The sequence below is a fragment of the Geoalkalibacter ferrihydriticus DSM 17813 genome (assembly GCF_000820505.1).
Lineage (GTDB): Bacteria > Desulfobacterota > Desulfuromonadia > Desulfuromonadales > Geoalkalibacteraceae > Geoalkalibacter > Geoalkalibacter ferrihydriticus.
Genome location: NZ_JWJD01000003.1, coordinates 209,181 through 222,624, shown reverse-complemented (window position 1 = coordinate 222,624; position 13,444 = coordinate 209,181). Strand labels below are relative to the sequence as shown.

Annotated in this window: 9 protein-coding genes; 3 read left to right on the top strand and 6 right to left on the bottom strand. The window is 60.8% G+C overall.

Features of this window, described 5'->3' with window-relative positions; genetic code table 11:
- Positions 1 to 15: 15 nt before the first annotated feature.
- From GFER_RS09950 to GFER_RS09930, 5 genes are all read right to left on the bottom strand, one after another.
- Positions 16 to 3,519, bottom strand: a complete 3,504-nt coding sequence (locus GFER_RS09950; RefSeq protein ID WP_040099081.1) for a YhaN family protein — start codon at positions 3,517 to 3,519, stop codon at positions 16 to 18.
- Entirely contained in the window at positions 3,516 to 4,775 is a 1,260-nt protein-coding gene (locus tag GFER_RS09945) for a metallophosphoesterase family protein (protein ID WP_040099079.1), read from the bottom strand. The genes GFER_RS09950 and GFER_RS09945 overlap by 4 nt, the downstream gene beginning before the upstream one ends.
- A gap of 510 nt (positions 4,776 to 5,285) precedes the next feature.
- Complete coding sequence (locus tag GFER_RS09940; RefSeq protein WP_040099077.1) at positions 5,286 to 6,065, bottom strand: enoyl-CoA hydratase-related protein; 780 nt, start codon at positions 6,063 to 6,065, stop codon at positions 5,286 to 5,288.
- A gap of 249 nt (positions 6,066 to 6,314) precedes the next feature.
- Complete coding sequence (locus tag GFER_RS09935; RefSeq protein WP_040099074.1) at positions 6,315 to 7,316, bottom strand: YhdH/YhfP family quinone oxidoreductase; 1,002 nt, start codon at positions 7,314 to 7,316, stop codon at positions 6,315 to 6,317.
- Between the two features lie 98 nt (positions 7,317 to 7,414).
- Complete coding sequence (locus tag GFER_RS09930) at positions 7,415 to 7,927, bottom strand: nitroreductase family protein (protein WP_040099072.1); 513 nt, start codon at positions 7,925 to 7,927, stop codon at positions 7,415 to 7,417.
- Between the two features lie 201 nt (positions 7,928 to 8,128).
- On the opposite strand from GFER_RS09930, the gene GFER_RS09925 reads away from it, so the two are divergent.
- The 3 genes from GFER_RS09925 to GFER_RS09915 all read left to right on the top strand — a co-directional run bounded on the left by GFER_RS09925 (position 8,129) and on the right by GFER_RS09915 (position 12,410).
- Positions 8,129 to 8,821 carry a pirin family protein gene (locus GFER_RS09925; RefSeq protein ID WP_040099070.1) on the top strand — a complete coding sequence of 231 codons (693 nt, stop codon included), beginning with the start codon at positions 8,129 to 8,131 and terminating at the stop codon, positions 8,819 to 8,821.
- Positions 8,822 to 8,901: 80 nt separating this feature from the next.
- Positions 8,902 to 11,901: a proline dehydrogenase family protein gene (locus GFER_RS09920; RefSeq protein ID WP_040099547.1), complete on the top strand. Its 3,000-nt coding sequence runs from the start codon at positions 8,902 to 8,904 to the stop codon at positions 11,899 to 11,901.
- Positions 11,898 to 12,410, top strand: a complete 513-nt coding sequence (locus GFER_RS09915; RefSeq protein ID WP_040099067.1) for a YcxB family protein — start codon at positions 11,898 to 11,900, stop codon at positions 12,408 to 12,410. Before GFER_RS09920 ends, GFER_RS09915 begins: the two co-directional genes overlap by 4 nt.
- A gap of 5 nt (positions 12,411 to 12,415) precedes the next feature.
- On the opposite strand, the gene GFER_RS09910 is transcribed toward GFER_RS09915, so the two are convergent.
- Positions 12,416 to 13,318 (bottom strand): hypothetical protein, encoded by a 903-nt coding sequence (locus tag GFER_RS09910; RefSeq protein ID WP_139172065.1) that lies wholly within the window; start codon positions 13,316 to 13,318, stop codon positions 12,416 to 12,418.
- Between the last annotated feature and the right edge of the window lie 126 nt (positions 13,319 to 13,444).

Sequence of the window (13,444 nt, the reverse complement as noted above, 5' to 3'; positions counted from 1 at the left end):
GAGCCTGATCCAGGCTCACAGCTCATGGACCCACACCCGCCCCTCATCGCCGATCCCCCGTGCCGCTTCCACCACCTGTCGATGATGGGTAAAGAGAATCACCTGATTACGCCGTCCCAGTTCCGCCAGAATCTCCAACGTAGCGCGCGAACGCTCGTCGTCGAAGTTGATGAGGATGTCATCGACGATGAAGGGCATGGCTTCGTGCTGCTCCAGGCGCCATTCAAGGGAGGCGAGACGCAGGGCGAGGTAGAGCTGATCGCGGGTGCCGGAACTCATGCCGCCGACCGGCAGGCGCGTGCCGTCGGCGCGTACGCCGACCAGAATCGGCTGGCCCTGATCGCCGACATCGGCACGCAGACCGGCAAAGCCGCCAAGAGTGAGTCGGGCAAAGAGGCGCGAGGCGATACTCAATAGCGGATCCTGGTTCTGCGCGCGGTAGCGTTCGATTTCATTGTCCAGCACCTGGGCCGCGATCCGCAGACGCGCATAGCGTTCGACCAAACGGCGCAGGCGGGCCAGGGTGCGCTCGGCGTGTTCGGCTTCCAGAGCGGCGCGGGAACTGCCGTCCATGCGCTGAAGTTCGGTGCGCGTTTCCCCGATGAGTTGATTGAGATGACTGATTTCCGGATCGAGACGCTCACTCACCTCGCGCTCCAGATCGGCGATGCGCGCCGGCAGTTCATCGGCATCGACCTGCGCCGCCTGTTCTTCCAGATCGGCCAGGCTCAATCCCTCGCCGATTTGCATGAGGCGCGCCTCCACATCAAGCAGTCGCTCACGCAGACGCTGATGCTCCGCCCAGGCACGCTCTGCCTCATCAAGGGTTTCCTCTCCCGCACAACGCGCCAGTCGACACAGCCGTTTCAGTTCGTCCCCGGCGGCGCGCAGCTCGGCTTCGGCCTGGTGACTGTCCTCATCGAGCTGACGGCGATCCTCGGCAAGCTGTTGCAGACGGCTGTATTCCTCCCGCGCCCGGTTCACCAGAGACTGCATCTGCACCATCGCCTGATCGGGCGCAAGGTCCCCGAGTTCGGGCGCGATCTGCGTCTGTAACGCCCGCACTGCGGCGGCATAACTCTGGACATCGCGGTCGATGCCCTCGATGCGCTTGTGAAAATCGTCGGCCTGGCGCAGATGTTCAAAGCATTTCTGCAGGGTTTCGAGAAAGTCGTCGGCCTCGCCGGGTAAAGCGTCGCCGGGCAGGCCGAGATCGGCAAGAATACGGCGCCATTGACCACGCCAGGCATCCAGGGCGCGGCGGGCTTCGTCGCGCTCGGCAATGGCGTGTTGCAGAGACGTCTCCAGATCCTTGAGGCGCACGGCGAGATCGGTCTGTTGGCGCGCGCTCTGCTCCAGACGCCGCACCACCTTCTGCCCATGGCGCACAACTGCGGCCAGTTCCTCTCCGGCAAAATTGTTCGTTTCGCCAAGGCGCGCGAGTTCCTTGAGCAACTCCCGACGCAGCAGGTCGCGCCGTTGGCGGCGGTCTTCAAACTCTGCGCAGGCGCGCTGCCAGGCATCCACGCGCAACCGCAATTTCTCAACTCCCGCCAACCACAGGGCCATTTCCCGGGGAGAGCGAGGACTGATGCTGCACCTCGCCCAGAGGTCACGCCACTGCTGCTGAAAAAGATCCAGAGCCTCGGCCAGGCTCTGCTCCTCGCGTTCCACCTGGGAGATGGCTTCCTGCACGGCCTCGGTCTGCGAGACCAGCGCCGCATACTGGTGAACCCGTGCGGCTTCAAGACGCAAGCGATCAGCTGTGTCATCGGCCTTGCCCATGGCCTGCTCAAAGGCGTCGGGCAGGGGCAATTCGGCATGATAGGCACGCGCCTCGGCAGCGATATCCTCACCCTGCAGCCAATGGCGACGCAGCAAGTGCCAGCCGTGGTCGCGACTGTCACGGATTTGCGCCAGATCCTTTTCCGAGGGCAGTTCGCCGCCCGCCTCCATTTCAGCCCGATCGCACAGTAGTCGCCGCTGCTCGGACTGCAACTCCTGATGACGACGGCGCAGGCGTTCCTGCTCGTCACGAAGTCGGCGCAGCCGCTCTTCTTCCTGACTGAGAGTATCCGCCGCGGGCAGGCACAGCTCAAGCAGTTCCTGCCAGGGACCGCTCCAGAGCCCGAGGCGCTTGAGTTCTGCGTTGAGGCTCTGTTCATCCAGAGCCGCAAGACGACGGCGCTCATGCAGATCTTCGTCGAGATCCCCAGCCTTCAGGGCCCGCCTCAAGCTATCTTCCAAAGCCTCGAAATCAGGCGCCGCGCAATGCCCGGAAAGAGCCTGGCGAAGCTTTTGCCCTTCGTCGGACAGTTGCTGGACCTGACGTTCGGCGCCACGGCAGCTCTGTTCAAGGGCTTCGGCCCGCGCGCCCAGTTGGTGGATGGTCTTGCGCCGAGCGAGCATGGGGCGCAGGGATTCGATCTGCTCCAAGGGCAGGTCGGGGCGAATCTGCCGCAACAGATCGGCCGCTTCGGATTTAAGCTGGCGGCGACGCCCTTCGAGGCCGGGACGATCCTGCAGGCCCTTGCGGTATTCGCCGAGGCGCAGCGCAAGCGCCTCGACGCTTTCGGCCTGATCGAGAATCGCTTGCGGCGGTCGCAGGCCGGCGACGCGCTGGTTGAGCTCCGCCAAGCGCTTTCGGGCGCTCAACAGGCGCTGTTCGGCGGCGCGTTTCTGTTCCTGGAAACGGCGGCGCGTCGCACTGAAATCTTCGGGAAGAGGCACGACTTCGCCCAGCGCCGCGATTTGCACGCGCAGTGCCTGGTGTTGGGCCAGTTGCGGCAAAGCCTGACGCAGACGCTCCAGATGCAGGCGCCGGCGCTCACAACGGCGTTGCTCGTCGCGCAGCTTTTCCAGCGCTTTTTGCGCGTCTTGCAGAGCTTGCTGATGTTTCTTCCAGTCGCTGCCTGCAAGATTGGCTTCACGCAGGTTTTTCTGGCTCTCTCGGAATTCGGCGAGAGCCTGATTGATTTCCGGCTTGCTGCCACGCGCCTTGTAAAGGGCATCGCTCTCCTCATGAAGTTCGGTGAGGATACGACGCAAAGAGGCGATGCCGGTACCCGCGGCAAACAGGGAGCGCCCCACATCACCTTTTTGCTCGAGAATATCCTGCCCACCGCTTACCAGGGTTTCATGGTCGATACCGAACAGAGCGTCGAACACCGCAGGCTCGATGCCGTGAAGAAAGCCCGCAAGCACCCCCGCATCCAGAGGCTCGCCCCGGGCGTCGAGCAGATCGGCCTTGCGTTTTTTGCGCCGCTGAAAAACAAGCGCGCGCCCATCGGCGCTGTGCAGACACCCAGCCACCAGCAACTGTTCGTTGGGATGCACGAAGTTGTCGGTGGTGCGTTCGGGAAAACCGTAGAGCAAAGCCTTGAGACCGCGCAGGGAGCTGCTCTTGCCCGCCTCGTTGCGCCCGAAGACAATGTGCAGACCCGGCTCCGGGCCGGCAAACTCAAGTGCCTGGCCGGTAAAGGGACCAAAGGCCTTGAGTTCGAGGCGCGTCAGCTTCATACGCCCCTCCCCTGGTGCAGCAGGCGCGCCAGCAGCAATTCGCGCACGTCCTGCTGCAATTCGGCGAACTGCGCGGGCTGCGTCGGGTCAAAGGGATCCGCGCCGCCGAGAAGTTCGGCAGGCAGGCGGTTGCGCAGCTCTTCAAGCTCCGGCACCAGGTCGTAGAGCCGGTGATTATCGAGCTGCACATCCGCCAGGGAGCGCAACAGTCCGGCAAAGGGAGAATCCTCGTTGAGCAAATCCGCGCCGCCGTCGGGCGCCTGGGTGGCGAAACCCACCTTTTCCAGCCACAGATCGCCGAGGGTGGCGGCAAGGCCGCGAACTTCCTCCACCCAATGGGCGACATGCTTTTGCAGCAGTGCATGCACGGGCGTGCGCCCGCTCAGAATCAGGCGCAGGGCCAGGGTGCGTCCTTCGGCCTGGAGTTTATTTTCCTCAAGGGCAGCGCGCACCTGGCCGTAAACCTCCTCCTCGTTCTCGGCTGCACTCAGATCCACATCGCAGCGTGTCCAGCGCAACACATCGAGGGCGCGATGCTCGATGTCCGTCACTTCGCCGTCGGCCACCCTTACCAAAGTACAGCCTTTGGCGCCCGTTTCACGGATGTGGCGACCCTGGATGTTGCCGGGAAAGACCACCCAGGGTGCCTCGCTCACCACCTCGCGCTGGTGCACATGGCCCAGCGCCCAGTATTGATAGCCCTTGGCGCGCAACTGGTCGAGGGAACAGGGCGCATAGGGCTCGTGCCCGGGGCGGCCGTTGAGGGCGGTGTGCAACAGGCCGATGTTGAACCAGCCCGCCTCGCCTTGGGGATAGTCGGCAGCCAGGTTGTCGCTGACCGCGCGGTGGGCGTAACCCTGACCATGCAGGGCCAGGCCGTGCTCCTTCACATGCACGGTCTGTGCTTTTTTGGTGGAAAAGACATGGACATTGTCGGGGAGTTGCAGATGGCGGGTGATATGGCTGGCGGCATCATGATTGCCGGAGACGATGAATACGCGGATGCCGGCCTGATGCAGGCGACCCATGCGTTGAGCGAAATACAGACCGGTGTTGTAGTCCTTCCAATCGCCGTCATAGAGATCGCCGCACAGCAACACGAAGTCCACCTGTTCTTCAAGGGCCAGGCCGACAAGATTGTCGAAAGCACGGCGGGTGGCGGCGCGGATTTCTTCCAGCGGCGCGTCGGGATAGACTTCCAGGCCCCGCAGGGGGCTGTCGAGATGGATATCGGCGGCGTGAATAAAGCGAAACATGGCCCCTCCGCAAAAAGACTCAGAACAAGCCGCAGTTTCGCAAATATCGCCGGCGGATGCAAATCTGCTGTTGCATGAGCAATCAATATCTCCCGGGCCCCCTGCTAAAAATCAGCAGTCCCGGAATTTCGCGATCAAAAAGGCCCGGCATGAGAACCGGGCCTTAAAAACAAGTAGAAAAAAGTGAGCTATTCAGCTGCAATGCCCACTCGCACAGCAGTCTGCGGTGCCGACTCGACAGTTACAAAAAAAAATCAATTGTGATGTTTCGGAACTTCAAATTCATAACCGCAGGCCGGACATTGAACTCTGGTATCAGCATCCGGCGGTGCCATAGCGGCACACCCGGCCAATCCGACCAGCATAAGAGAAGTGACCAGCAAATTCGCCAGACGTTTCACAGATAACACCCCCTTTCGGTTGGAGAATCAGAGGGATTCTTGCTCCATCAGTTATTAGTATAACATCCTCGTCCCGGTTCCGGCCAAACGTTCAGAGTTCTCTAATTGTTCACGAATCCTGAAATTCAGCCTTTCTCTTTTCAAGAAAAGCCGTCATCCCTTCTTTCTGGTCGTGTGTGGAAAAGCACAAACCGAAGAGATCGGCCTCGTACTGCCCGGCGCGCAGGCTGTCCATCTCCAGGCCGTTGATCACCGCTTCCTTGCACAAACGCACCGCAATCCGGCTTTTCTCAGCGATCCGCCCGGCCAGCTTACGGGTCTCGGCCAGAAGCTCACCCTGGGGTACGACCCGGTTCACCAGGCCGATGCGCAGGGCTTCCCGGGCATCGATCCAGTCACCGGTGAGAATCATCTCCAGGGCACGTCCCTTGCCCACCAGGCGCGGTAGGCGTTGGGTCCCCGCCCAGCCGGGAATGATGCCGAGATTGATTTCGGGCTGGCCGAAGCGGGCATTTTCCGAGGCGACACGCAGGTCGCACGCCATGGCCAGTTCGCAGCCTCCACCCAGGGCATAGCCGTTGACCGCGGCGATGACCGGCTTGGCGCAGCGCTCGATGTCGGCGAGAAACTCCTGGGCCAGCAACGCGGTTTCACGGGCCGCAAGGGGATCGAGATCGCGCATGGCGCCGATGTCTGCGCCGGCGACAAAGGCTTTGTCGCCGGCGCCGGTGAGAATGATGACCCGCGCGCGTTTGTCGCTGTCAAGAACAGCAAGTTTCCCGCGCAGATCCTGCACCAATTCAGCATTGAGGGCGTTGAGCACTTCGGGACGGTTGACGGTCAGTGTGGCAATCCCTTCCGCGACATCCAACAAAACCAGATCACTCATGAAAAGTCTCCTTGCGCCTCGAAATCTTTTCCGATTCGTAACTATTCGGCAACGTCCGAGAGTACCGCAGGGTGCGGCGGTTGAGTGCTGCGGCAAATGTTTGAGCCGCAGGTGAGTTTTTGCCGCACGCGATGCCGCCGTACCCTGCGNGGCGGTTGAGTGCTGCGGCAAATGTTTGAGCCGCAGGTGAGTTTTTGCCGCACGCGATGCCGCCGTACCCTGCGGTGCATGCTGAACAGTTACTCCGATTCAATCTTTCATATTGACCAGGGTGCGCCCCCTGATTTGCCCCTTGAGAATGGCCTGGATTTTTTCTTCCAGTTCCTCCAGGCCGCATTCACTTGCGGTTTCCTCAAGGTGCTCAGGCTTCCACAAGCCGGCGAGCTTTTCCCACACGGCGAGGCGCGGTTCTGCTGGACACTGCACCGAATCAACGCCGAGCAGGCTCACCCCGCGCAAGATAAAGGGAAAGACATTGATGTTGAGATCGGGTGAGCCCACCAGACCGCAACAGGTCACAGCGCCCCCATAGCGGGTCGCCTTGATGGCGCCCGCCAGCAGATCGCCGCCGGCGACATCCACCACCCCCGCCCAGCGTTCTTTCATCATGGGCCGCTCGGCGCCTTCGAGGACCGCCTCGCGCCCGATGACCTCAGCAGCTCCCAGCGTCTTTAGAAAATCTGCGGCGGCGGTCTTGCCCGTCACAGCAACCACACGATAGCCCAGCCTGGCCAGGATGCTCACGGCGATACTGCCCACGCCGCCACTGGCACCGGTCACCAGTATATCGCCCGCGTCGGGCTGCACGCCGGCCTGCTCCAGCTTCCACACGCACAAGCCGGCGGTGAAACCGGCAGTGCCGATGATCATGGACTCGCGCAGGCTCAGCCCGTCGGGCAGCTTCACCGCCCAATCACAGGGAATGCGAATGTACTGGCCGAATCCGCCGTCGGTCTCCATGCCCAGGTCATAGCCCGTCACCAGCACCTGATCGCCGGGCTGGTAGCGGCCGCAGCTGCACTCGACCACCTCGCCGGCGGCATCGATGCCCGGCGTATGGGGAAACTTGCGGGTCACGGCCTTATTGCCCGTGGCCGAAAGAGCGTCCTTGAAGTTGAGCGATGAATAATGCACGCGGATGAGCAGATCACCGTCCGGCAGATCGCTGATTTTGCGCTCACCGATACGGCGGGTGAATTTTTTCGGCTCGGCTTCTTCGACGATCATGGCTTTAAAAGTCGTTTCGGACATGGGCATTTCTCCTTGGATGGTAAAGAATCAAGAATGGGAAGCAGATCCAAGCGGATCAGCGCAGATCAAAAACAATGCGGGTGGCCACCCTCATCCCTTTAGCCGCTCCAGCCGTTGCGAAACACACGAGCTGGGTTAAAGCGTTCGGCCGGCGGTTTGGTTTCCGCCGGATGGCCGAAGGGCACCAGGGCGAAGGGGATGATATTCGGAGGGATGGCGAGCAGTTCGCGCATTTTTTCCACACGCTCTTCGGTGGGATAAATCCCCACCCACACAGCACCCAGGCCCTTGCTCTGAGCCGCCAGCAACAGGTTTTCCACCGCGGCGCTCAGATCCTGCACCCAGAAGCCGGGGTATTTTTCCAGGGACGGGTCGCCGCACACCAGAATCGCCGCAGGCGCATGCCGCGCCATGGCGGCGTAGGGGTGAAAATCGGCGATGGCTTCCAGCAGCCGGCGTTCGGTGAGAATCACAAAATACCAGGGCTGGGCATTGCCCGCCGAGGGCGCGGCCATGGCGGCGCGCAAAAGCTCTTCCATATCCTCGTCGCTGACCAGCTCAGGGGTGTACTTGCGAATACTGCGTCGGTAAAGAATTTCCTTGAGACTCATAAGCGTTTTCCTCCTCATCCACCTGAAGGGTTAGTCAATGCCTTTACCCTAACAGACAAATAGCATATCGTCAGCCCGTTTTCCCGGCATTGACATAGGTTACCCGCAGGATAACCTTTAAAAAACCTGACCGATCCCTCGTCCGGGAGGTTATCCGGACCAAACGGCCCACTGGTGGGCCGGCACCCAAGGAGGCTGACCGTGATCCGCATCCGCAAATCTCAAGAACGCGGGCTTGGCCGCGAATCCTGGCTGGAAAGCCGCCACACCTTCTCTTTCCACACCTATCAGGATCCGCAGCACATGGGTTTTCGCCAGTTGCGGGTCATCAATGAAGACCGCGTGGCCGCAGGCGGCGGCTTCGGCATGCACGAACACCGCGATATGGAAATCTTCTCCTTCGTCATCAGCGGCGCCCTGGAGCACCAGGACAACCTGGGCAACCGCGAAAAAATCGGGGCAGGCGAACTGCAGATGTTTTCCGCCGGCACCGGCATCCGCCACAGCGAGTACAATCCGTCGGAACACGAGGAAGTGCATTTCTTCCAGATCTGGATTTTTCCCGAGCGCCAGGGGCTGAGTCCGCGCTACGAAAAAAAATCCTTTGATCTGGCTAAGCCGGGCCTGCAACTCATCGCCTCGCGCGACGCAAGCCAAGGCTCGGCCGTGCTGCACCAGGATGTGCGCGCCTATTACGGACATCTGCCCACCGGCGATAAAATCGACTTTTCCCTCGCCGTTGGCCGCCATGCCTGGCTGCAACTGGTGGATGGGCGTCTGGAATTGAATGCTGAGCTGCTGGAAAGCGGTGACGGAGCAGCGCTAAGCGAGGAAGGTTCCCTGAAGTTGGCAGCACGGGAAAAGGCGCGGTTTCTTCTTTTTGATCTCAACTGAGTTCATTTCTGGGGCGAAATTCCCAGATGGCTCAAAAGCATCGCATTTTCAACCTCTTGATATCGCCGCCGAGGCATGCCATGAACGAAAACGAACTTAACGACCGCATTCTTGAACGCGGCCATGAACTTTTTGCCACCGTCGCCCACCGCAAGCCTTCAATTTTCAACCGCGAACTCTGGGCGGGAAAAGTTCTGGACTGGTGCATGCGCCGGGAAGATTTCAAAGTCCAGATGTTTCGCTTTATCGATGTGTTTCCCAGCCTCCGGAGCGGTGAGACCCTGCAGCGCCACTTACAGGAATATTTCGGACAATTGCAGGATCTACCCGATTTTCTGCGCTGGGGGCTGCGCACCTCGGGCGTCACCGGTCACCTGGGGGCAGCGGTGCTACGCCGCTTCATTGCACGCAATATCCGCCAGATGGCACGCCAGTTCATCATCGGCGAAACCTCCGGTGAGACGCTTCGCCGCCTGGGCAAACTGCGCCAGGAAGGTTTTGCCTTTACCCTGGATGCCTTGGGCGAGGCCACCGTCAGTGAAGAAGAAGCCGAGCAGTATGTAGCCACCTACATCCATCTGCTCAGGCGCCTGGGTGAATTTCAAAAGAACTGGCCACCCCTCAGACCCTCCCTGGAGGGCCCGGGAGGCGATTGGGGTTACGCGCCCAAAATCAACGTGTCGGTCAAGCCCACCGCCCTCTACTCCCAGACGAACCCCCAGGACTTCAACGGCTCCGTCGACGCCATCACCGCGCGCCTGGAGCAGATCTACGTCCAGGTCCAGGCGGTCGGGGGCTATCTCTGCATCGACATGGAATCTCACCACAGCAAGGATATCACCCTGGCCGTTTATCGCCGCCTGCGCGAAAAATATCCCAAATATCCCCATCTCGGCATCGTGCTGCAGGCCTATCACCGGGAAACCGAGGAAAATCTAGACCTGCTGCTCACCTGGGCGCGCAAGAAGGGTCTGCACCTCAACATCCGTCTGGTTAAAGGCGCTTATTGGGACATGGAAACCGTGCTCGCCGCTCAGCATGGCTGGCCGGAGCGGGTTTTCACTGACAAGGCGGCGACGGACGCCAATTTTGAAAAACTGGCCTACAAAATTTTAGAACACAGCGACCTCTGTGATCTGGCCGTGGGCACCCACAACATCCGCTCCATCGCCGCGGTGCTCGAAATGGCGCGCTTGCTGCGGGTTCCTGAAGACCGCTACGAGTTTCAGGTTCTTTACGGCATGGCCGAGCCGGTGCGGCAGGCCGTACGCGGACTGGTCGGTCGGGTGCGGCTCTATTGCCCCTCGGGCGAAATGGTGCCGGGCATGGCCTATCTGGTGCGCCGTTTGCTGGAGAACACGGCCAACGAATCCTTCCTGCGCCAGAGTTTCGTCGAAGGCGAAACCATGGATCACCTGCTGGCCGATCCGCGCACCCTGTTGCGGCAACGCACCCTCGGCCGGCAGACCCGAAAAACGCCTCTGGGGCTGCTGCGCCCTTTCCGCAACGAACCCAGTGTCGACTTCACCCGCCCCGCACAACGCGCCGCTTTCGCCCAGGCTTTGAGTCAGGTGCGCGAAAAGTTCGGCGCCACCTACCCGCTGTTCATCAACGGGCAGAATTTGGCGACCAGGCAAACCCGGCCCTCCGTCAACCCGGCCCAACCCGAGGAGATCGTCGGCCAAGTCAGCCAGGCCGGCCCGGAGCAGATCGACCAGGCAGTGGCCGCCGCCCAGGCCGCCCTGTCCGGCTGGCGCGACACGGCGGCGGCCGAACGCGCCACTTCTCTGATACGCGCCGCCAAAGCCGCGCGCGCGCGCCTCTTCGAACTGGCCGCCTGGCAGGTTTTTGAAATCGGCAAACAATGGGATCAGGCCCATGCCGACGTATGCGAGGCGATTGATTTTCTCGAATATTACGCGCGCGAGATGCTGCGCCTGGACAATCCACCCCAACCTGCCTCCCTGCCCGGCGAGGACAACCGCCTGCTCTACCAGTCCAGGGGCGTGGCCGCAGTCATCGCGCCGTGGAACTTTCCCTTGGCGATCAGTTGCGGTATGGTGGCTGCCGCCCTGGTAACGGGCAACACCGTGGTTTACAAACCCTCCAGCCTGACGCCGGTCATCGGCTGGACCCTGCAGGAAATTTTGCGTGACGCCGGATTGCCCGCCGGAGTATTTAATTATGTGCCGGGATCAAGCGCCGAGATCGGCGATCTGCTGGTAGAGCATCCGGCAGTCAGCCTGATTGCCTTTACCGGCTCGCAGGAAGTCGGCCTGCGCATCCTGCACAAAGCCTCGGCCCTGGGCCCGGGGCAGCGCCAGGTGAAGAAGGTGGTGGCGGAAATGGGCGGCAAAAACGCCGTGATCGTCGATGAGGATGCGGACCTCGATGAGGTGATACCGGCGATTCTCGCCTCGGCCTTTGGTTTTCAGGGGCAGAAGTGTTCCGCCTGTTCGCGGCTGATCGTAGTCGATGCGGTCTATACCGCCTTGCGTGAGCGTCTGGTGCAGGCGGCGCGCTCTCTGCGCATCGGCCCGGCGCAGGATCCAGCATTCTTCATGGGACCGGTCGCCGAGCCTGCGGCCGTGGAAAAAATCCAGAAATACATCCAGCTGGCCCGGCAAGAGGGGGAACTGGTCTATCAGAGCAAGGTTCCGGAAGGACCGGGGTTTTATGTCCCCATCACCCTGGTCGAAGGCATTCGTCCCGAGCATCGCCTGGCCCGCGAAGAAGTATTCGGGCCCCTGTTGGCCTTGATGCGCGCCGACGATTTCGACCAGGCTCTGCACTGGGCCAACGCCCCGCCCCAGGCGTTGACCGGCGGGGTGTTCAGTCGCAGCCCCGCCCATCTGGAGCGCGCGCGCGGCGAATTTCGCGTCGGCAACCTCTACCTCAATCGCGGCATCACCGGCGCCCTGGTCGCGCGCCAGCCCTTCGGCGGGTTCGGCCTCTCGGGTACCGGCACCAAGGCCGGCGGCGCCGACTACCTGCTGCATTTCATGGATTCACGCTGCGTGACGGAGAACACCCTCAGGCGTGGCTTTGTACCACCTCAGATTAAAAGGGAAGAAGAATGACGGAGGAAAATGCGATTGTTCTGGAATACAATCTGACCGAAGAGATGTGGCGCCGTTTTTTTTATGCCCACTATCAGCATCAGGCTTTTTTTCGCATGCGCTTTATTTACGGCGCGATACTCTCGGCAATAGGTGCTTTTATGGTAGGTGTGCCCGCCGCAAACAATTGGATCGGTGCCGCATTTCTGGCAAGCGGTCTTTATTGCGTGCTGTCAAAGCATCTCTTCCTTCTCAAGTCCATGGCTTCGGCCCGCAAAGGGCCACTCTTCGAAGGGCGCATTCAGGTGCGCCTGACCAACGACGCCATGAGCGTCAGGGCGGGCACCCAGCACAGTGAGAGAGGCTGGAAGGACTTTCACGGCTACCGGATTGTTGAACCAGGCTTCATGCTTTACACCGACCGGAACGCGTTTTTCTTCGTGCCCCAAGAGGCACTCACCGATGCCACGGCTTCGATTCTTCAGCGGTTTCTTGACCACAGCGGGATAAAAAAGTTTAACGGAGAATAGACCAATCAGCGCCGCTGTGCGGCACCCGGTGCCTGCGCATCAGTGCTGAGCAGATAGTTGGCCAGAAAGATGAACTCATCGATCACATCGCGCACACCGTCACCATTGAGATCAAACTGCGCATCAAAAGGATCACCCTGACGGAAAAGCCGATAGTCCGCCGCGTCGATACGACCATTGCCGTCGAAGTCGATGTCGCGCAGGGGCGTGACCACTACCGGCACCTGCCACATTTTCCCCTGACCGATGACAAACACCTTGGCTTCCCAGATGTCGTTATGCGGCACAGCCTCCAGCACCCACCGGCCTTCTTCCTTGGACAAGCGCTGCATTCTCAGATCGGACAGAACCAGGTTGGGCGACTCACTGCCGTCAAGCGTAGGAAAGTGCAGATACAGAGACGTTTCGCCATCGGCCACAGCCACCGCCGGTTGCTGCTGAACCCTGTCGCCCACGGGCTTGCGCACCAGATCCAGCCGGGCGTCCAGGCTTTTGTTTGCATCGGCCTGGGCAAGACACTCCAAAGGGCTGGGAAAAGAGAGCATTTCAGCGGCCGGTGGCGCCGGCATAGAGGAAGGTCGTTGCGCAGGTGTCGGCAAGCGCTGCGGGGTGCGTGGCTCAGGGGGAATGAATTCTTGCGGCGCGGACAAATCGTCCGCGCCGGGACGTTGTGGAGATTCGCCTTGGTCACCCTGAGTCGCGGGAACCACCGGCGCGGTCCGCGGCAAGGTCGTCGGCCCGAAACGCAGGCCGGAATCTTCTCGCTCAGAATGAGGCTCGTCTTCGTTCAGGATCACAGTTTGCGCCGAGGCGCGCAAATATTCACCCGCGCCGATAAGGGCCGGCGGAAAAAACCCGGGAAGAAAAAGGGGAATCACGAGGATCAGAAAAACAAGTACGCGTCGCATGAGCGGATTATACACCTTTTGCCCGTGGGTAAAAGCTGGAAAATACTCCAAAGGCATAGATCGAAAAGGAGATTGACATCCTCTCAAGAGACTTTAAAATAAGAATAATCTTATCTCGCCTAAACA

Bases quoted from the DNA above. Each gene is read 5' to 3' on its own strand.
- GFER_RS09945 (WP_040099079.1), bottom strand. From the start codon at position 4,775: ATGTTTCGCTTTATTCACGCCGCCGATATCCATCTCGACAGCCCCCTG.
- GFER_RS09915 (WP_040099067.1), top strand. From the start codon at position 11,898: ATGACGGAGGAAAATGCGATTGTTCTGGAATACAATCTGACCGAAGAG.
- GFER_RS09935 (WP_040099074.1), bottom strand. From the start codon at position 7,316: ATGTCCGAAACGACTTTTAAAGCCATGATCGTCGAAGAAGCCGAGCCG.
- GFER_RS09920 (WP_040099547.1), top strand. From the start codon at position 8,902: ATGAACGAAAACGAACTTAACGACCGCATTCTTGAACGCGGCCATGAA.
- GFER_RS09910 (WP_139172065.1), bottom strand. From the start codon at position 13,318: ATGCGACGCGTACTTGTTTTTCTGATCCTCGTGATTCCCCTTTTTCTT.
- GFER_RS09940 (WP_040099077.1), bottom strand. From the start codon at position 6,065: ATGAGTGATCTGGTTTTGTTGGATGTCGCGGAAGGGATTGCCACACTG.
- GFER_RS09930 (WP_040099072.1), bottom strand. From the start codon at position 7,927: ATGAGTCTCAAGGAAATTCTTTACCGACGCAGTATTCGCAAGTACACC.
- GFER_RS09950 (WP_040099081.1), bottom strand. From the start codon at position 3,519: ATGAAGCTGACGCGCCTCGAACTCAAGGCCTTTGGTCCCTTTACCGGC.